Genomic DNA, 17,852 nt, shown 5'->3' with positions numbered 1-17,852 from the left:
CCCGCTGTTCAGCTCAGTCCCAGCATGCGCCGGTTGGCGGCCTCGTCGGTGCCGGCGCCCGCGAAGTCGTCGAACGCATGCTCGGTGACGCGGATGATGTGATCCTGGATGAAGGGCGCGCCCTCCGCCGCCCCGTCCTCGGGATGCTTCAGGCAGCACTCCCATTCCAGCACCGCCCAGCTGTCGTAGTCGTATTGCGCCAGTTTGGAGAAGATGCCGGCGAAATCCACCTGTCCGTCACCCAGCGAGCGGAAGCGCCCGGCCCGGTCGACCCACGACTGGTAGCCGCCATAGACGCCCTGGCGGCCGGTCGGGTTGAACTCCGCGTCCTTGACGTGAAACGCCTTGATGCGTTCGTGATAGATGTCGATGAAGGCGAGGTAGTCGAGCTGCTGCAGCACGAAATGCGAGGGATCGTAGTTGATGCAGCAGCGCGGATGATTGCCGACGCGTTCGAGAAACATCTCGAAGCTGGCGCCGTCGTGCAGGTCCTCGCCGGGATGGATTTCAAAGCAGACGTCGACGCCGGCCTCATCATAGGCGTCGAGGATCGGCCGCCAGCGCGCGGCGAGTTCGTCGAACGCCGCTTCCACCAGCCCCGCGGGACGCTGCGGCCAGGGATAGACATAGGGCCAGGCCAGCGCGCCGGGAAAACTCACGTGCGAATGCAGCCCAAGATTTCTTGAGGCGGCGGCGGCCAGATGCATCTGCTGCACGGCCCATTGCTGGCGCGCCTTGGGATTGCCGCGCACTTCCGGCGCCGCGAAACCGTCGAACGCCTCGTCAAACGCCGGATGCACGGCGACAAGCTGCCCCTGCAGATGCGTCGACAGATCGGTGATCTCCAGACCGTGGCCGGCGAGCATGCCCTTGATCTCATCGCAATAGGTCTGCGAGGAGGCCGCCAGGCCGAGGTCGAACAGCCGCGCGTCCCAGCTCGGGATCTGCACGCCGCTGTAGCCCAGGCTCGCCGCCCAGGCGCCGATCGCGTCGAGCGAATTGAACGGCGCGTCGTCACCCGCGAACTGGGCGAGGAACAGCGCCGGGCCCTTCATGGTTTTCATGTCTCTGCCTCGTCGAAAAGGATGTCGCCCGGATCTCTTGCCGGCCACACGCGCTTGTGCCGCGGGCGTCGGGGAGCGCGCGTGATGGGCCGCGCGCCCCCGCCGGGTGCGGAGGTGCCCGGGCATCGTGTCCGCGGTCCGGTGACCGCGGGATGCCCGAGGCACGGGAGGTTTCTAGAACGGGCTGTCGGGGTAATAGAATTCCTCAGCGTTCTCCGGCGTGACCAGCGGCGCGCCGAGGATGTAGCGGCCCTGGATCACGGCGTTGGAGACGTATTTCAGCGCCGTGACTTCCATTGCCGTGGCGATCATCGCCGGCGGATAGAGCACGTCCACGGGGACCAGCGAATCGTGGTCCATCACCCGCTTGATGATGTCCTTCATGCCGGCGCCGCCGACGATGAAAAGCTCCTTCTCGCGCCCGGCCTGCTTGACCGCCTCTATGACGCCCAGGGCGATGTCGTCGTCCTGCGCCCAGACCGCATCGATCTTGGGAAAGCGCGACAGGAAGTCCTGCATCACCTCGAAGCCGTCGTCGCGGTTCCAGTTGGCGTGCTTCATGTCGAGGATCTTGATGTCGGTGCCCTCGATGCCCTTCTGGAAGGCCTCGACGCGCTCGTCGTCGATCACCGTCGGGATGCCACGCAGCACCACGATGTCACCCTTGCCGCCGAGCTTTTCCTTCATGTATTCGGCCGAGACGCGGCCCAGTTCCGGGTTGTTGCCCGCCACATAGACATCCTCGATGCCGGGCTGCGACAGGCCACGATCCACCACGGTGATGAAGGCGCCGCTGAGCTTGACCCGGCGCACCGGCTCCGTCAGCGGCTCGGATTCAAACGGCAGGATCACCAGGGCGTTGATGTTGTGCACCGACACGAGGTCTTCCAGATCGTTGGCCTGCTGCGTCGGGCCGCTCGCCGTCACCAGCACGATCTCGAGGTTCGGATAGGTCGCCTCCAGCCGCTTCTTGGCTTCGGCGGCGTGCCAGTTCAGGCCGCCCGCCCAGCCATGGGTCGCGGCCGGGATCGACACGCCGATCTTGACCTTCTCCGCGGCCGCCGCCACGCCCGGCAGCACCATCAAGGCGGATAAGGCGATACCCGCCAGTTTTGCCTTCAGTGTCATCGCATTGCACTCCCTGTTTTGGTGAACGGCCGCGATTGTCGCGTGCCCTTTTTCAGACCGGGATCTAGCGTCCCGTTCGATTGCGGGACCTTATTTTCCCGTGTCCTTGCGCCAGCTTCCGCGCTGCAGATAGACAGCCACGATGATGATGATCCCCTGCACCGTGCCGTTGAGATAATTGGAGATCACGTCGGTGAGGTTGAGGATGTTGCCGATCATCGTCAGCAGGATCGCGCCGATGACCGTGCCGCCGATGCGGCCGTAGCCGCCCTTGAGCACCGTGCCGCCGATGATCACCGCGGCGATGGCTTCCAGCTCCCACAGCACCCCGGTGGACGACGACGCGGAACCCAGGCGCGGCACGTAGATGATGGTCGCCAGCGCCACGCACAGGCCCTGCAGCATGTAGGTCAGCGTCTTGACCCGGTCGACCTGGACGGCGGAGTAGCGCGCCACGTCCTCGTTGGAGCCGATGGCGAAGCAGTGCCGGCCGAAGCGCGTGCGGTTGAGCAGCACCCAGCCCAGCGCCGCGATCACCACGAAGACGACCACCGGTACCGGGATACCCAAGATCGCCCCGTAGTAGACGGGGCGGTAGGCGCCGCGAATGGCGAAGTCGAGCGACAGCGTGCCGCCGTCGGCGAGATAGGTCACCAGCGAGCGGAAGATGCCCATCGTCCCGAGGGTGACGATGAAGGCCTCGATCTTGCCGCGCGTCGAGACCAGGCCGTTCAGCGCCCCGGCCGCGAACCCCAGCCCCAGCGACAGCACGACGCCGATGGCGATCACGACATAGGGATTGTCGACCGAGCCGGCGGCCGCGTTCATGGCGATGATCATGACGCCGGAGATGAAGGCGGCCATGGCGCCCACGGACAGATCGATGCCGCCGGCGGTGATGACGAAGGTGGCGCCCACGGCGATGACGCCGATGAAGGCGCTGCGGGTCAGGATGTTGGATATGTTGCCGTAGCTGAGGAACGCCGGGTTCACCAGCGTGCCGACGATGATCAGGGCGATCAGCGCCAACAGCGGTCCCCAGGTCCGGAAATCGAACTCGAACGACCGCGGCAGCAGCCCCATGTTGCGCACAAAATCAGGCATCGGCGTCCACTTTGTTCTTGAGACCGGCGGCGTAGCGCATGATCTCGTGCTCCTCGATTTCGTCGCCCTCCAGCAGGCCGACGATGCCGCCCGCCCGCATCACCGCGACCCGATGCGACATGCCGATGATCTCTGGCAGTTCCGACGAGATCAGGACGATGGATTTGCCCTCGGCCGCCAGCGCCGCCAGGAAATGATAGATCTGCTGCTTGGTGCCCACGTCGATGCCGCGCGTCGGCTCGTCGACGATGATGATCTCGGGTTCGATCTCCATCACCTTGGCCAGCAGCAGCTTCTGCTGGTTGCCGCCCGACAGGCTGCCCACAAGTGCGCCGGGGTCGCGGGCGCGGATGTCGAAGCGGCGATTGGCGCGCGCCAGGGCCAGTTCCTCGTGCCGCTCGTCGATCAGCCCGTGCCGGGTGAAGCGCTCGAGCGCCAGAAGCGTCAGGTTGATGCGGCTGTTCATGTTGAGCAGCAGCCCCTTGCCCTTGCGGTCCTTGGTGAGATAGGCGATGCCCGCCTGCGACGCCTGCGCCGGTGTCTCGAATCGGGCTTGCTCGCCGCGCAGGCGCAGGCTGCCGGCGTCCATGCGGCGCAGACCCGCCACCGCCTCGAACAGCGCCGTGCGGCCGGCGCCGACCAGGCCCGCGATGCCGAGAATCTCGCCCTTGCGCAACTGGAACGCGGCGTTCGTCACTTCGCCGGCAACCGAAATCCCCTCGCCTTCCAGCACTATTGGCGCATCCACGTCCGGTTCGTATTTGGGCGGGAACATGTCGCTGAGTTCACGCCCGACCATGGCGCGCGCCATGTCTTCCTCGCTGAGTCCGGAGGCCGGCCGTGTCGTGATCCTCTGGCCGTCGCGCAGGATGGTGACCCGGTCGGCGAGCAACTTCACCTCGTCGAGCTTGTGCGAGATGAACACGATGCCGACGCCCTGATCGCGCAGCCGCCGCACCTGCTCGAAGAACGAGACCGTCTCCGCCGCGCTCAGTGCCGCCGTCGGCTCGTCCATCACCAGCACGCGCGCGTCGCGGCTCATCGCCTTGGCGATCTCCACCATCTGCTTGTCGGAGACGGCGAGATCCTTGATCCGCGTATCGGGATCGAGATCGACATGCAGGCGCTCCAGCACGTCCTCGGTGAGCGCGCGCATGCGGGCGCGGTCGAGGAACCAGCCGCGGCGCAATTCGCGGCCCAAAAAGATGTTCTCCTGCACCGTCAGTTCGGCGGCGAGGTTGAGCTCCTGGTGAATCAGCACGATGCCCAGCGCCTCGGCGGCGCCGTTCGGCGGCAGCACGACGGGTTCGCCGCCCAGCATCAGCTGCCCCAGCGTGGGGCGCAGGAAGCCGGTCAGGATCTTCATAAGGGTGGATTTGCCGGCGCCGTTCTCGCCCAGCAGCGCATGCACCTCGCCGGCGCGGATGTCGAAGTCGACGGAAAACAGGACCTGCACGTCGCCGAACGACTTGCTGATGCCGCGGCCCTGCAGCAGCACGGGGGCTGAGTCTGCGGTCGCACCGGTGGCGTCCATGGCTGTGGCGGCTTGCGACACGGTGCTCTCCTCCCAAAGAACAGGTGCGGTCACGACGGCAGGCTCGCCATTGCCTCTGGCGATTCCCGAACGGGATTACGCCGCCGGCGACGGGCCTCACGGGGCGGACGAATGAACGTCTCTTTTCCCCACGTTTCAGCCAATGTAAACCTTTTCATAAAAAGTGCAAACATTTTCAATTTCGCCATCATTCGGGCTATCATCGCCACCGCGCCACACAGTAAGACGGCGGAGTCGTTCGGACGACGCCGGATCAGGTGCCAGCCATCCGACGGGCAGCGGGAGACCCTTTTGCAGCACAGCAAGCCGGCCACGATCGAGGACGTCGCGCGAATCGCGGACGTCTCCATCGCCACGGTCAGCCGGGCCATTCATTCACCGGAAAAAGTCGCCGAGAGTACGCGCAAGCGGGTGCACGCGGCGATCTCGCGCACCGGCTACATGGCCAACGCCATGGCGCAGAACCTGCGCCGGCAGTCGTCGCGGATGATCCTCGTGATGATTCCGGACATCGGCAATCCGTTCTTCTCCAACATCCTGCAGGGGCTTGAGAGTGTCGCCAACAAGCGCGGCTACGGTCTGCTGATCGGCAACACCGAGCGCGACCCCGAAATCGAGGCGACCTATCTCGCCTTCACCCGCTCGCACAAGGCCGACGGGCTGGTGCTGCTGACCGGCAACCTGCCGTGGGGCGCCGGCGCCACGCCCACGCGGCTGCCGCCGGTCATCGCGATTTCGGAAATGCTACCCGATGAGGCTGCCCCTTTTGTCGGTATCGACAACGTGCAAACGGCGCGCGGCGCCACCCATCACCTGATCGAGCAGGGACACCGGCGCATCGCCCACATCGCGGGACCGTCGGGCAACATTCTCTCCGTCCAGCGCCGCGCCGGCTACAATCAGGCGCTGATCGCGGCGGGAATCGCCGTTGACGAGGCGCTGGTGCTGGCGGGGATTTCTCCATCGAGAGCGGCCGTCAGGCGGTGGAGCGGCTGTTCATGCGCGACACGCTGCCCACGGCCTTCTTCTGCGCCAACGACGAGATGGCAATCGGCGTGATGCTGGCGCTGAGCGCGCGCGGCCATGCGGTGCCGCGCGACTTTTCCGTGATCGGCTTCGACGACATCCAGTTCGCCAGTTGCACGGTGCCGCCGCTGTCCACCGTGCGCCAGCCGCGCCGCAAGATGGGCGAGGAGGCCATGACCGTGATGCTGGACATGCTGGCGGGCAAGGACGCACCGAAGGAGCCGGTCATTCTGCCCACCGAGCTGATCATCCGCGGCAGCACCGCGCCGCCGGGCGGCGATGCCTGGGGCCCAGGAACTGAAGGCACTGAGCCCGATTCAGATGTGCACCGTCTCGGGATAGGTCTCGCACAAGTCGTCAAGAAAACCGCTGGCGTCCCATTTGCCACGGCCGGCGCGCGGCAGCGGCACGGCGACGTCGCCGACCACGGACGCCGGATGGCCGCCCACCAGCAGCAGCCGGTCGGCCAGACGCACCGCCTCGCGCACATTATGGGTGACCATCAGCACCGTGGCGCGCTGCGTCTGCCACAGGGTCTCCAGCAGGCTGCGCAGCCGCTCCGCCGTGCGCTCGTCCAGCGACACAAACGGCTCGTCCAGCAGCAGGATATCCGGCATCACGGCGAAGGCGCGCGCCAGGGCCGCGCGGCGCGCCAGCCCCAGCGACAGCTCGGAGGGGTAGCGGTCGCGCATCTCCTCAAGGCCCAGCGTTGCGAACAGCGCGTCGAGATCCGGCGTGCTTCCGGGCGGCAGCGCCAGGCGCACGTTCTGCTCCACCGTGCGCCACGGCAGCAGCCTTGGCTCCTGGAACACCGCGGCGATGCGCGCGCCGCCGTCGGTGTCCGCGTCGCCGGCCTCGCGCCGGGCGTCGGGCAGACGGATTGCGCCCTGATAGTCGTCGTCCAGACCGAGGATGATGCGCAGCGCGGTCGTCTTGCCGCAGCCCGACGGCCCGATCATGCAGGTAAACGTCCCGGGCTCCAGCGTGAAGGCGAGATCGCGCAGCACCTCGATGGAACCGCCCTCGGCGATATCGAAGCCCTTGCGGCGGATCGCGACCTCAAGCCGGTTTCGGCCGCCAGCGGTTGAGATGGGCTTCAAGGGGCTGCACCATGAAAAATTCGATTGCGAGCATCACGATGACGAAGGCCAGAGCGTAGCCGAGAATCGCCGCCACATCGAAAAGTTGAAAATAGAGATGGATCTGGAAGCCGACACCGTTCGACCGGCCGAGCAGTTCCACCACGAGCACGATCTTCCAGATCAGCGCCAGGCCCGAGCGCCCGGCCGCCGCGATGAACGGCTGCAACTGCGGCACGATGACATGGCGCAGCATGCGGGCGCGCGAGAACTTGTAGACCTTCGCCATTTCGCCGAGCTGCGGATCCAGCGCCCGCGCTCCCTCGCGCAGGGTGATCACCACGTTGGGGATCTTGTTCAGCGCCACGGCGGTGATGGCCGCGGCCTCCGTCAGGCCGATCCAGATGTAGCACAGCACGATCACCACCAGCGCCGGCATGTTGATCATCAGGATCACCCAGGGATCAAGCACCCGGTCGAGCGTCCGGTGCTGGCCCATCGCGACGCCGATGGCCGAGCCGATGGTCATGGAGATGACGAAGGCCGCCACCACCCGGGCAAGCGTGATGCCGAGATGCGGGAACAGCTCGCCCGCCAGCGCCTCGCGGATCATGAAGGAGACCACGGCCTGCGGTCCCGGCACGTCGGAGCTGCCGGCGATGGCGGCGATCCCCGCCCACAGGGCGAGGAACCCGGCCACCGACAGCAGGCCGATGGGAAGACGCGTCAGGCTTCGCAAGGCGCGTGCTCCCCATCGTCCGTCAGGCCCGCCATGGACACTCCGCCCGACCCGTCAGGACCCATTGACCAGCACGGGCCAGAAGGTGCCTGGCGTCATCGCCTTGGCGGGCCGACCAGCTTCTCGCCGCCGATCTCCGCCAGCACATCGTAGATCCGCGCCGTGTCTTCCATTTCCTCGGCGATGGGGCGGTCGGGGATGCCCTCGCGGAACCGGTCGCGCAAGGCAGCCAGCGTCGCGTCATCGCCCGCGCGGGTCGCCGCGCGCAGCTCCTCCCAGACGGCGTCCGAGGTGCGCATCAGTTCCTTGGCATCGCGCGACGCCTGGATGAAGTTCTTCACCGCGCCCACGTGTTCATTCGCCCAGTCCTCGTTGAACACGTAGCCGATGGCCGAGATGGGCCCGCGGGCGCCGAGCTTCATCGCCGCATCGTTGGCGCCGATCAGCTGGGTGAACCCCTTGGCTTCCAGCCGTGCGCTGTAGTGCCAGTAGTTGAGCACAGCGTCCACTTCGCCCTGCTCCGCCTTCTTGGCCAGCAGCGGCGGCGCGCCGAACACCTGTTCGGTCTCGTCCTTCAGGTCGAAGCCATATTCTTTCTTTGCCAGGCCACGCAGCATCAGCCAGCTCTTGTCGAGCGGCCCGCCGGCCACCGCCAGCGTCTTGCCCTTGAGATCCGCCAGCGTCTTGATGCCGGATCCGGGCGGCACCATGATCGCGCCCACCGACGAGCTGTACGGCACGAAGGTCAGCTTCTTGCCCAGGGAGCGCTCGCGCGAGACCCACAGCCAGTCCGAGACGATCATGTCCACGTCGCCCGACAGCAGCGCCACCGTGGTCGCCTGATTGTTGGCAAGCTCCACCACATCGAGCGAGATCTCGTTGGCCTCATCCAGCTTGTGGCGCTGGATCACGTCCAGTTCCCAGTTGACCGTGCCGAACTTCAGCACGCCGATGCGGATGGTTTCCGCGGCCTGCGCGGCAGGTGTGAGCGCCACGGATGCGAGAGCGGCAACGCCCGCAAGCGCCAAAGCCGCGGCGGATGGCCTGCGCACGCCGGTTGTGTCGCACCAGCCGGCGGCCAACGTCTTGAAAATGCCCATGTGGTCCTCCCAACGGCGGTTCCGGCTGGAACCGGTCACGCCCGCCCGCCGGCGCGCGGCCGGAAGGCTTGTTTCTGCTATCGGGGCTTTGCGGCGGCGTCCGGGTACCCGTGTGCAACCGCCAGAATCCCCTGCAAACGCCTCTTGCGGACGCCTGACTGGCCGTGATCGTAACCAATGCCCCGCACACGGGAAATAGTGCCTATGGGCTATGCGGAACCGGATGATATTACATGTAAGATGCGGACGGCGGCACGCAATCCGCCAGAGGCCGCGCGGCCGTTGAGAAGCCTGCCTCACGGGGTGAGACCCGGCAATGCTTGCGCTGCATGCGACGCGCGCAATAGGCTTTCCCCAACGATCATTCAAATGGATGATTCCCATGGGCGGGGGAGACCATATGAACGGCTCGATGGATCTGGGAATGAGCGACCGCGTCGCGCCACTGGTCGCCGCCGTGCGCGCCATGGTGCGCGAGGAGATCATGCCGCTCGACGTGGAGTATCACACGGAGATCGGCAAGGCCGGCGACCGGTTTGTCTTCACCGCACGCCAGAGCGAGATCCTGGAAAGCCTGAAGGCCAAGGCGCGCGAACGGGGCCTTTGGAATTTCTGGCTGACGGATTCGACACGCGGCTTCGGCCTCACCACCGTCGAATACGCCTATATCGCGGAACAGACCGGATGGGCGCGGATCGCGGCGGAGGTCTTCAACTGCTCGGCGCCGGACACCGGCAACATGGAGGTGATCGAGCGCTACGGCACGCCCGAACACAAGCAGCGCTGGCTGAAGCCCCTGCTCGACGGCGAGATCCGCTCCGCCTACCTGATGACGGAGCCGGACGTCGCGTCGTCGGACGCCACCAACATCGCCATGCGGGCGCATCGCGACGGCGACACCTGGGTGCTCAACGGCGAGAAATGGTGGGCGTCGGGCGCCGGCGATCCGCGCTGCGAAATCTACATCGTCATGACCTGCACCGATCCCGGCGGCGCCAAACACGCCCGTCACTCGCAGTTCTTCGTCCCCGCCGGCACGCCGGGCATCGAGGTGCTGCGGCCGATGGAGGTGTTCGGTCATGACGACGCGCCGCACGGCCACATGCATATCCGCTTCACCGATGTGCGGGTGCCGGCGGAAAACCTGATCCTCGGCGAAGGCCGCGGCTTCGAGGTGGCGCAGGGGCGGCTCGGGCCCGGCCGCATCCATCATTGCATGCGCGCCATCGGCCAGGCGGAGCGCGCGCTGGATCTGATGTGCCGCCGCGCGCTGGACCGCACCGCCTTCGGCAAGCCGCTCACGGATCTCGGCGCCAATCACGACATCATCGCGGAATGCCGCATCGACATCGACCAGACGCGGCTCCTGTGCCTGCGCGCGGCGCACGCCATGGACACGCAAGGCGTGCGCGAGGCGCAAGCCTTGATCAGCCAGATCAAGGTGGCCGCCCCGCGCATGGCCTTGAAGGTCGTCGACGAGGCGATCCAGATGCACGGCGGTATGGGGATCTCCCAGGACACGCCGCTGGCCGCCATGTGGATGCAACTGCGCACCCTGCGCTTCGCCGACGGACCCGACGCCGTGCACCGCCGTCAGGTGGCGCGCGCGGAGCTCAAACGCATCCGCGAGGCCAACGCCTGAACCGCGCGTCTTCGTTTCCACGGCCCGCGCGAACGACGGGCCGATGATCACATGCACCGTCACAACCGTCTCAAGCCGGACGTTGATCCGGCGCCAACCCGGGGAATCAATGGCAGACAAGGACGCAACGTTCGAACGCGGGCTCGAGATACGCCGCGAGATGTTCGGATCGGCGGGCGCCGAGCAGCAGACCGACAACGCCACGGACTTCACATGGCCGCTGCAGGACATGGTCACGCGCTACTGCTTCGGCGAGGTGTGGGATCGTCCCGGCCTCGACCGCAAGACGAAATCCATGATCACGCTGGCAATGCTCATCGCGCTGGGCCGGCCGCACGAGATCAAGATCCACGTGCGCGGCGGCCTTGAGAACGGCGTCACCAAGGACGAAATCCGCGAGATCCTCGTCCACTCGATGATCTATTGCGGCGTGCCCGCCTGCGTCGACGGCTATCGCGCGGCCACCGAGGTGCTCAAGGAACTGGGGCTGGAATGACCATGGGTTCGGAAAACAACACCACCCGCGTCGGCTTCATCGGCATCGGCAACATGGGCGGGCCGATGGCGGCCAATCTCGTGCGCGCCGGCTTTGCCGTCACCGTGCACGACACCAATCCGGAAGCCGCAAAGGCCTTCGCGGCCGAGCACGGCGGGACCGCCGCCGCAACACAGGCCGAGCTGGGCGCCGCGTCGGACATCGTCGTCACCATGCTGCCGACGGGACAGATCGTGCGCTCCGTGCTGCTGGAGGGCCGCGGCCTGGTCGAGGACCTGCAGCCCGGATCGCTGGTCATCGACATGAGCTCCTCCGACCCGCTGGGCACGCGGGAGCTCGGCGCGCAACTGGCGCGGCGCGGCGTCGCGCTGATCGACGCGCCGGTATCGGGCGGCGTGCCGCGCGCCATCGACGGATCGCTCGCGATCATGATCGGCGCCGACGATCCCGCCGCCGTCGCCCGCGCCGTGCCGGTGCTCAACGCCATGGGCGCCAAGCTGTTCGAGACCGGCCCGCTCGGCTCCGGCCACGCCATGAAGGCGCTGAACAATTTCGTTGCCGCGGCCGGTTTCGCCGCAGCCAGCGAAGCGCTGATCGTGGGGCAGGATTTCGGGCTCGACCCGTCCGTGATGATCGACATCATGAATGTGTCAACGGGGCGCAACTTCTCCACCGAGAGCACCATCAAGTCCCAGGTGCTGACCGGCGACTTCGCCTCCGGCTTCGCGCTTGCGCTGCTCGCCAAGGACGTGAAGATCGCCGCCGACCTCGCGGAAGGCATCGGGCTTGACGTGCCCTTGATGCGGCAGACGTCCTCGCAGTGGCTCATGGCGCGCGACGCGGTGGGCGGCGACAAGGACCACACAGAGGCGATCAAGGCGTGGGAGCACGCCGCGAAAGGATAACCAAACCCGCCGTATCCGCCCCCTCTCCCTCAGGGAGAGGGTCGGGGTGAGCATCTGTGTTTCAGGTCAAGTGTATTTTGGGGTCCACAGTCTGTCCTCCTTGAGCAGGGTGTTGGCGAGGATGATGAGCTTTCGCATGACGGCGGTGAGGGCGACCTTGGGTTTTTTGGCGTTGTCGCGCAGGCGTTTGTAGAAGGCGGCGAGGTCGGGATTGTACCTGGCGGCGGACAGCGCTGCCCAATAGAGCGCGCGGCGGGGCATGGCGCGGCCGCCCCTGATGTGGCGCGGCCCCCGGATGTCGCCGCTGTCGTTGGCGAGGGGGCGACGCCGGCCAGGCTGGCGCAGGCGTGGCGGTCGAGCTGGCCGAGCTCGGACATGTCGGCGATCAGCACGGCGGCGACGGTGGCGCCGATGCCGGGGATCGAGGTGAGGATGGCCTGGCGCCGCGCCAGCCCCGGATCGTCGGTGATGCGGCGCCCGATCTCGCGGGCCAGCCGCGCGATGTGCCTGTCGAGGCCGGCCAGCCGCCGCCTGAGCTCGGCCTTGAGGACGGCGACGTGGCTGGCCGTCAGCCGGTTGGCGAGCGCGGTGCGCTCCTGGGTCGCGGCGGCGCGCGCATGCACCAGCTCCCGCAGGTCCTCGAGCGCTTCGGGCGCCGGCGGCGTGGCCTGGGGGGCCAGCGTCGCGCCGAGGATCGCCAGCATTTTCGCGTCGACGCGGTCGGTCTTGGCGCGGCTGCCGAGGACTTCGGCGAACAGCCGCGCGCGCAGCGGGTTGACGACCGCCACCGGCCAGCCGGCCTGGGCCAGCGAGCGGTGGACGAGCCGATGGTAGCTGGCCGTCGGCTCCAGCACGACGCGCGCGACGTCGTGTCGGGCCAGCAGCCGCTTCAGCCGGCTCACGCCGTCGCGGTCGTTGGCGAGCCTCAGGCCGTGCCCGAGGGGATGCAGGTGGATGTCGAGATGGTCTTTACAGACGTCGATGCCGACGTAGACTGGCTGTGCGCCGGGTGTTTGCGGCTGGATCTGGCCTTGCATGCGGGTCTGGCTCCCAATCATCTGTTCAGAACAGGCGCAAAGGGATCGGCGGACCAGGCTCACCCGCGGGTCTTGACCAAGGGGATCGCGGCCCCGTCGATCCGGCCGCGTGCGGATGGCCATCCGCACGCGGCCAGCACAAATCATCGCCGATTTGCGCTGGAAACAACATGCAAGGGGTTGCGATCATTCGGGGTTGCGGAGAACCCTGCTCCCCTCACCCGGGCGTGCCGCTCGACTTCTCTCCCCATGGGAGAGGTGATCGGGCCGTCAGTCGTTGAGGATGACCGAAGGGGCAAAACCCCACGCGCCTACCCGGCTGCGTGGGCCGCAAACCCCTTGGCGCGCAGCTCGCAGGCGGGGCATGCGCCGCAGCCGTAGCCCCAGGGGTGCAGCGTGTCGCGGGTGCCCATGTAGCAGCTGTGACTGTGCTCGACGATGGTCTCCACCAGCGGCGTGCCGCCCAGATCCTCGGCGAGCCTCCAGGTCCGCGCCTTGTCGATCCACATCAAGGGCGTGTGCAGCACGAAGCGGCTTTCCATGCCCAGGTTCAGCGCCACCTGCAGCGCCTTGATGGTGTCGTCGCGGCAATCGGGATAGCCGGAATAGTCGGTCTCGCAGACGCCGGTGACGATGTGCTTGATGCCGCGCCGGTAGGCGAGCGCGGCGGCGAAGGTCAGGAACATGAGGTTTCGTCCGGGCACGAAGGTGTTGGGCAGCCCGCCTTCCGCCATGGCGATCTCGACGTCGCGGGTCAGCGCCGTGTCGGAGACCGCGCCCAGCGCGGACAGATCGATCGTGTGATCCTCGCCCAGCCGCTGCGCCCATTCGGGCTTGAGGGCGGCAAAGCGGTCACGCAAGGTCGCCCGGCACGCCAGTTCCACCACGTGGCGCTGGCCGTAGTCGAAGCCGAGCGTCTCCACATGGGCGTAGCGTTCCAGCGCCCAGGCCAGACAGGTGGCGGAATCCTGTCCGCCGGAAAACAGCACCAGCGCCTTGTCCAAATCAGCCTGTGTCGCGCTCATCGATCAATCGCCCTCGTATTCCGCCCAGCAGTCGGCGGTCTCAAACACGCGCACGGCGCTCAGCAGCGGCAGAAGCGGTTTCGTACGCTGCCAGATCCACACGGCGATGTTCTCCGCGGTCGGGTTTTCCAGCCCCTCCACCTCGTTGAGGCAATAGTGGTCGAGCCGCAGCAGCAGCGGACCGAAAGCCGCCTCCACGTCGAAGAAATCCACCACGAATCCGGTCTCGGGATCGACAGGGCCGTCCAGCACCAGCTCGACCCGGTAGGAATGGCCGTGCATGCGGTGGCAGCGATGGGTCTGAGGCACCTTCGGCAGCCGGTGCGCCGCCTCGAAAGTGAAGGCCTGGGTAATCTTCATGGAATTCCGATCAGCTTGTGCGTTTGCAGGCTGAGCCGCCAGCGCGGATGCGCCATGCAATAGGCAACCGCGGCGGCGGTGTTCTGCGCCACGTCCGGGCCGTCCATCGGCTGCAGCCAGAACGTCTTGAAATCGAGATGCGCCACGGCCTCGGGCATCAGTCCGGGCTGCGGAAACACGAGCTTCAGCTCGTGCCCGCGCGTGGCCACCAGATCGGCGCCATCCTTGGGACTGACGCAGACCCAGTCGAGCGCCTCGGGAGGGGCGATCGTGCCGTTGGTCTCCACCGCACATTCGAACCCACAGGCGTGCGCCGCGGCCAGAAGCGCGTCGTCGATCTGCAGCAGCGGCTCTCCGCCGGTGAACACGATGAAGCGGTTGTTCGGATCGTCGCCCCAGGCCTCGGCGATCGCCGCGACCAGCGCCGCCGCGTCGCGGAACTTGCCGCCGCCCTCGCCGTCCGTACCGATGAAATCGGTATCACAGAACCGGCAGACGGCGGTGGCGCGGTCCTGCTCGCGGCCCGACCACAGGTTGCAGCCGGCAAAACGGCAGAACACTGCCGCGCGGCCCGCCTGGGCGCCCTCGCCTTGCAGGGTCTTGAAGATTTCCTTGACCGCGTAGCTCACGATCGTCTCTCAGCAGTTGGTTGGACGGAGGCGGCCCGCTGCGGTTCGGCCTTGCGTCATCCCCGGATCCGATGATCCGGCGCAAGACGCAGTAGCGCACAAGCCGCGGCCGCGCAAACGGCAACAACCCGCGCGCGGACAGGACAATCCGCTCGCAGGTCGTTTGATCTTTTCAGAAAGACGGTGGCCCGAACGCGCCCGCCTGCTCTAAAGAACAAGCGCGGGCAGCGGGATCAGGCCAGGAGCCTCAGCCGCGGCTGCGGGGAGCGACTTCCGGCTTCTTCTTCGGGCCCGGAATCAGGCCTTCACGCTGAGCGAGCTTGCGCGCAGCCTTGCGGGCGCGGCGGACGGCTTCGCCCTTTTCACGGCAACGCTTCTCCGACGGCTTCTCATAAGCGCGCCGTGCTTTCATTTCGCGGAAGAGACCTTCACGCTGCAACTTTTTCTTCAGTACCCGAAGAGCCTGGTCGACATTGTTGTCGCGAACGAGAACCTGCAATTGCTCACCTGATTAAGTGTGTGCGCCCCGTCGCATCGGACGACGGAAGGCAATCTGTTGATGGCCAGGATGGCTGACCCATGGGAGGCGCACAATATCAACTTTTTCGCCAAATGCACCCCTTGCCCCGGGCTTTTTTCGCCTTTTCCGCCGGGATACGGCCAACACAGGGAATTTTCGGCCGCTGAACCGCGCCAAACCCGCACCACGCCGCCGATTGCCGGCACGCCGGCGGTCTCGCGAATGAGGGCCAGGGACCTGCCCCGCGCCGCCGCGCATCGCCATAAAGCCGAATGCGACAAAGCCGCATCATTGTTTCTGCGCGCCCGATGGGGTACATGAGCGGTGCGGCGCATGGCGTATTGCCGTCGAGCGGCCGGACGAACGGCCGCCCCGTATCATCACCCCACACTTCGTCGGGCGACACCATTCAGTCGGGCGCGATTACCGCGAACGACACAAACGGCACTGACTTCAACACGCACGAGGACTCACTCTAGTATGAAGCAAACGATCGTAGCTGGCTTTTCAGACCGTCGCAAATCAGCGGACGAAGCCAAACAGGAGCTTCTCAAGAAATTCAAATCCGCGCCGAAGGCGGACGATCCTGAAATGATTGCCAAGCGCCAGGAACGCGAAGCCGTTGCGGCGGCGCGCGAAGAGCGCCAGGCCGAGCGCCTGCGCCTCAAGAAGGAAAAGGCCGACCGGCTGGAGGCCGAAGCCAACGCGGTCGCGGAAGCCGAAGCGCGCGCCAAGGAAGAAGCCGAAGCCGCCCTGCGCGCCGAAGCCGACGAGCGCGAAGCCGCGAAGAAGAAGCTGATCCAGAGCGTCGTGATCAACGAAGAAGAACGCAAGGCCGAACGCGACCGCAAATACGCCGCGCGCAAGGCGCGCCAGAAGCGCTAGGCGGAAGCACCCGGAATGCCTACCGGCCGGCGCGGGACGTCCCCGCGCCGCCGGGGCTTGCGAACCAGATCACATGGCGCGCGCCGCGCTTTGCCTTGTTGGCGCGCACCGTAACCTCCTCGACCGCGAATCCCGCCTTCTTCAGCCGCTGGGCGAATGCCCGGTCCGGGCCTGACGACCAGACGGCCAGCATGCCGCCGGGCCGCAGAGCCGCGCGCGCCGCCAACAGCCCCTCCATCGCGTACAGCCGGTCATTGGACGCCCGCGTCAGCCCGTCCGGGCCGTTGTCGACATCCAGCACAATCGCGTCGTAGGCGCCCTTGCCATCCCGAATCAGCGCGCCAACGTCACCGACGTGGACACGCACGCGGGGATCCTCGAGACAATCGCCGAACACCGGCGCCATGGCGCCGCGCGCCCAGCCGACGACCGCGGGCACCAGTTCCGCCACCGTCACCCGCGCCTTGTCACCGGCGGCATCGAGAGCCGCGCGCAAGGTGAATCCCATGCCGAGCCCGCCGATCAGCAGCCGTGGACCGTCCTTCAAGACCGAAGCCCCCAGCCGGTCGCAGGACATCGTCGCCAGCGCCTCCTCGGAACCGCTGAGCCGGCTGTTCATCAGCTCGTTTGAGCCCAGCATGATGGAGAACTCGTCGCCGCGCCGCTTCAGCCGCAGTTCCTCGCCGTCCGGCGCCGTCGCGGTATCGAGGTGAATCCAGGGAATCATGGGCCGCTCGTAGCAATAGGCAGGGTGTCTGCGCCCTCTATAGCGCACCTGAACGCGCAATGGGCGCCGGATGCGATGCGGATGCGAATTCGGCCGCCGATTGACGGCCTTCGCGCAATGGCGGTACAGCAACGCCATGCTCAACACCCCGCCCCGCCCCTTCGTCTACGATCCGCCCGCCGAGCCACGGCTGTGCGTGCTGCATCGCGACGACGATCTTCTGGTGCTGGCCAAGCCCAGCGGACTTCTGTCGGCGCCCGGCAAGGCGATGGACCATGCCGATTGCCTGGAGGCGCGGGCGCGCGAAATGTACTCCACGGCCACCATGGTGCACCGGCTGGACTGCGACACCTCCGGCGTCATGGTTTTCGCGCTCAACCGCGCGGCGCACCGGCATCTGGGACTGCAGTTCGAGCGGCGGATGATCGGCAAGCGCTATGTGGCGCGCGTCTGGGGCGACGTTGCGGAAGACGAAGGCGAAGTCGACCGACCGCTGTGCTCCGACTGGCCGAACCGGCCCAAGCAGACCATCAACCACGAGCGCGGCCGCCCGGCGCTGACCCGCTGGAGCGTGCTGGCGCGCGAAGGCGGCGTCACCCGGATGCTGCTGAGCCCGCACACCGGCCGCACGCACCAGCTTCGCGTGCACATGGCCTCCCTCGGCCATCCGATGCTCGGTGACGCGCTCTATGCCCCCGATGCCGCGCTCAACGCAGCGGGGCGGCTGCAGCTCCACGCCGAAAGCCTGAGCTTTCGCCATCCCACCGGCGGCCGGCCGTGCACCTTCACCGAGACCTGTCCCTTCTGAAGCTGCCCAGGTCATGGTTTGGC

General features: G+C 66.9%; 17 protein-coding genes and 2 pseudogenes. 6 read left to right on the top strand and 13 right to left on the bottom strand.

The window, feature by feature from the left end; all coding sequences use genetic code 11:
• Window positions 1–8: 8 nt before the first annotated feature.
• From D1F64_RS06890 to D1F64_RS06875, 4 genes are all read right to left on the bottom strand, one after another.
• Window positions 9–1,064, bottom strand: coding sequence for a sugar phosphate isomerase/epimerase (locus tag D1F64_RS06890; protein ID WP_117411823.1), 1,056 nt, complete (start codon window positions 1,062–1,064; stop codon window positions 9–11).
• 174 nt (window positions 1,065–1,238) lie between these two features.
• Window positions 1,239–2,192 (bottom strand): ABC transporter substrate-binding protein, encoded by a 954-nt coding sequence (locus tag D1F64_RS06885; RefSeq protein ID WP_117411822.1) that lies wholly within the window; start codon window positions 2,190–2,192, stop codon window positions 1,239–1,241.
• Between the two features lie 90 nt (window positions 2,193–2,282).
• Window positions 2,283–3,296 carry an ABC transporter permease gene (locus D1F64_RS06880; RefSeq protein ID WP_117411821.1) on the bottom strand — a complete coding sequence of 338 codons (1,014 nt, stop codon included), beginning with the start codon at window positions 3,294–3,296 and terminating at the stop codon, window positions 2,283–2,285.
• Complete coding sequence (locus D1F64_RS06875) at window positions 3,289–4,830, bottom strand: sugar ABC transporter ATP-binding protein (protein ID WP_117411820.1); 1,542 nt, start codon at window positions 4,828–4,830, stop codon at window positions 3,289–3,291. The genes D1F64_RS06880 and D1F64_RS06875 overlap by 8 nt, the downstream gene beginning before the upstream one ends.
• Window positions 4,831–5,142: 312 nt before the next feature.
• Here D1F64_RS06875 and D1F64_RS06870 point away from each other — a divergent pair.
• Window positions 5,143–6,149 (top strand): annotated as a pseudogene (locus D1F64_RS06870) (LacI family DNA-binding transcriptional regulator); the annotation flags it as partial.
• A 45-nt stretch (window positions 6,150–6,194) separates the two neighbouring features.
• Here D1F64_RS06870 and D1F64_RS06865 read toward each other — a convergent pair.
• From D1F64_RS06865 to D1F64_RS06855, 3 genes are all read right to left on the bottom strand, one after another.
• Complete coding sequence (locus D1F64_RS06865; protein ID WP_248304757.1) at window positions 6,195–6,977, bottom strand: ATP-binding cassette domain-containing protein; 783 nt, start codon at window positions 6,975–6,977, stop codon at window positions 6,195–6,197.
• A complete protein-coding gene (locus D1F64_RS06860; RefSeq protein WP_248304648.1) occupies window positions 6,937–7,695 on the bottom strand; it encodes an ABC transporter permease in 759 nt (252 codons plus the stop codon). The genes D1F64_RS06865 and D1F64_RS06860 overlap by 41 nt, the downstream gene beginning before the upstream one ends.
• Window positions 7,696–7,790: 95 nt before the next feature.
• A complete protein-coding gene (locus D1F64_RS06855; RefSeq protein WP_248304647.1) occupies window positions 7,791–8,795 on the bottom strand; it encodes an ABC transporter substrate-binding protein in 1,005 nt (334 codons plus the stop codon).
• A gap of 412 nt (window positions 8,796–9,207) precedes the next feature.
• Here D1F64_RS06855 and D1F64_RS06850 point away from each other — a divergent pair, with 412 nt between their 5' ends.
• The 3 genes from D1F64_RS06850 (at window position 9,208) to D1F64_RS06840 (ending at window position 11,838) form a co-directional block, all read left to right on the top strand.
• Entirely contained in the window at window positions 9,208–10,437 is a 1,230-nt protein-coding gene (locus D1F64_RS06850; protein WP_117414476.1) for an acyl-CoA dehydrogenase family protein, read from the top strand.
• 109 nt (window positions 10,438–10,546) lie between these two features.
• Entirely contained in the window at window positions 10,547–10,933 is a 387-nt protein-coding gene (locus D1F64_RS06845; RefSeq protein WP_117411819.1) for a carboxymuconolactone decarboxylase family protein, read from the top strand.
• Window positions 10,930–11,838: an NAD(P)-dependent oxidoreductase gene (locus D1F64_RS06840; RefSeq protein ID WP_248304646.1), complete on the top strand. Its 909-nt coding sequence runs from the start codon at window positions 10,930–10,932 to the stop codon at window positions 11,836–11,838. The genes D1F64_RS06845 and D1F64_RS06840 overlap by 4 nt, the downstream gene beginning before the upstream one ends.
• A 66-nt stretch (window positions 11,839–11,904) precedes the next feature.
• Here D1F64_RS06840 and D1F64_RS06835 read toward each other — a convergent pair.
• The 5 genes and pseudogenes from D1F64_RS06835 to rpsU form a co-directional block, all read right to left on the bottom strand.
• Window positions 11,905–12,875, bottom strand: a pseudogene (locus D1F64_RS06835) (IS110 family transposase).
• A gap of 311 nt (window positions 12,876–13,186) precedes the next feature.
• Complete coding sequence (gene queC / locus D1F64_RS06830; RefSeq protein WP_117411817.1) at window positions 13,187–13,900, bottom strand: 7-cyano-7-deazaguanine synthase QueC; 714 nt, start codon at window positions 13,898–13,900, stop codon at window positions 13,187–13,189.
• 3 nt (window positions 13,901–13,903) lie between these two features.
• Window positions 13,904–14,260 (bottom strand): 6-carboxytetrahydropterin synthase QueD, encoded by a 357-nt coding sequence (queD, locus tag D1F64_RS06825; protein ID WP_117411816.1) that lies wholly within the window; start codon window positions 14,258–14,260, stop codon window positions 13,904–13,906.
• Complete coding sequence (queE, locus tag D1F64_RS06820; RefSeq protein WP_117411815.1) at window positions 14,257–14,889, bottom strand: 7-carboxy-7-deazaguanine synthase; 633 nt, start codon at window positions 14,887–14,889, stop codon at window positions 14,257–14,259. Before queE ends, queD begins: the two co-directional genes overlap by 4 nt.
• Window positions 14,890–15,136: 247 nt before the next feature.
• Window positions 15,137–15,388: a 30S ribosomal protein S21 gene (gene rpsU / locus D1F64_RS06815; protein ID WP_117411814.1), complete on the bottom strand. Its 252-nt coding sequence runs from the start codon at window positions 15,386–15,388 to the stop codon at window positions 15,137–15,139.
• A 501-nt stretch (window positions 15,389–15,889) separates the two neighbouring features.
• On the opposite strand from rpsU, the gene D1F64_RS06810 reads away from it, so the two are divergent.
• Complete coding sequence (locus D1F64_RS06810; RefSeq protein ID WP_117411813.1) at window positions 15,890–16,294, top strand: DUF6481 family protein; 405 nt, start codon at window positions 15,890–15,892, stop codon at window positions 16,292–16,294.
• A gap of 19 nt (window positions 16,295–16,313) precedes the next feature.
• On the opposite strand, the gene D1F64_RS06805 is transcribed toward D1F64_RS06810, so the two are convergent.
• Complete coding sequence (locus tag D1F64_RS06805; protein WP_117411812.1) at window positions 16,314–17,021, bottom strand: hypothetical protein; 708 nt, start codon at window positions 17,019–17,021, stop codon at window positions 16,314–16,316.
• A gap of 136 nt (window positions 17,022–17,157) precedes the next feature.
• Between D1F64_RS06805 and D1F64_RS06800 the strand changes: the two genes are divergently transcribed.
• Window positions 17,158–17,829: a pseudouridine synthase gene (locus tag D1F64_RS06800; protein WP_117414475.1), complete on the top strand. Its 672-nt coding sequence runs from the start codon at window positions 17,158–17,160 to the stop codon at window positions 17,827–17,829.
• Window positions 17,830–17,852 lie beyond the last annotated feature (23 nt).

It is taken from the genome of Breoghania sp. L-A4 (assembly GCF_003432385.1).
Lineage (GTDB): Bacteria > Pseudomonadota > Alphaproteobacteria > Rhizobiales > Stappiaceae > Breoghania.
This window is presented reverse-complemented; position numbering and strand designations above follow the sequence as displayed.

Coding starts and splice junctions, on each gene's coding strand:
- D1F64_RS06890 (WP_117411823.1), bottom strand. CDS start 1,064: ATGAAAACCATGAAGGGCCCGGCGCTGTTCCTCGCCCAGTTCGCGGGT.
- D1F64_RS06885 (WP_117411822.1), bottom strand. CDS start 2,192: ATGACACTGAAGGCAAAACTGGCGGGTATCGCCTTATCCGCCTTGATG.
- D1F64_RS06880 (WP_117411821.1), bottom strand. CDS start 3,296: ATGCCTGATTTTGTGCGCAACATGGGGCTGCTGCCGCGGTCGTTCGAG.
- D1F64_RS06875 (WP_117411820.1), bottom strand. CDS start 4,830: ATGGACGCCACCGGTGCGACCGCAGACTCAGCCCCCGTGCTGCTGCAG.
- D1F64_RS06855 (WP_248304647.1), bottom strand. CDS start 8,795: ATGGGCATTTTCAAGACGTTGGCCGCCGGCTGGTGCGACACAACCGGC.
- D1F64_RS06850 (WP_117414476.1), top strand. CDS start 9,208: ATGGATCTGGGAATGAGCGACCGCGTCGCGCCACTGGTCGCCGCCGTG.
- D1F64_RS06845 (WP_117411819.1), top strand. CDS start 10,547: ATGGCAGACAAGGACGCAACGTTCGAACGCGGGCTCGAGATACGCCGC.
- D1F64_RS06840 (WP_248304646.1), top strand. CDS start 10,930: ATGACCATGGGTTCGGAAAACAACACCACCCGCGTCGGCTTCATCGGC.
- queC (WP_117411817.1), bottom strand. CDS start 13,900: ATGAGCGCGACACAGGCTGATTTGGACAAGGCGCTGGTGCTGTTTTCC.
- queD (WP_117411816.1), bottom strand. CDS start 14,260: ATGAAGATTACCCAGGCCTTCACTTTCGAGGCGGCGCACCGGCTGCCG.
- D1F64_RS06810 (WP_117411813.1), top strand. CDS start 15,890: ATGAAGCAAACGATCGTAGCTGGCTTTTCAGACCGTCGCAAATCAGCG.
- D1F64_RS06805 (WP_117411812.1), bottom strand. CDS start 17,021: ATGATTCCCTGGATTCACCTCGATACCGCGACGGCGCCGGACGGCGAG.
- D1F64_RS06800 (WP_117414475.1), top strand. CDS start 17,158: ATGCTCAACACCCCGCCCCGCCCCTTCGTCTACGATCCGCCCGCCGAG.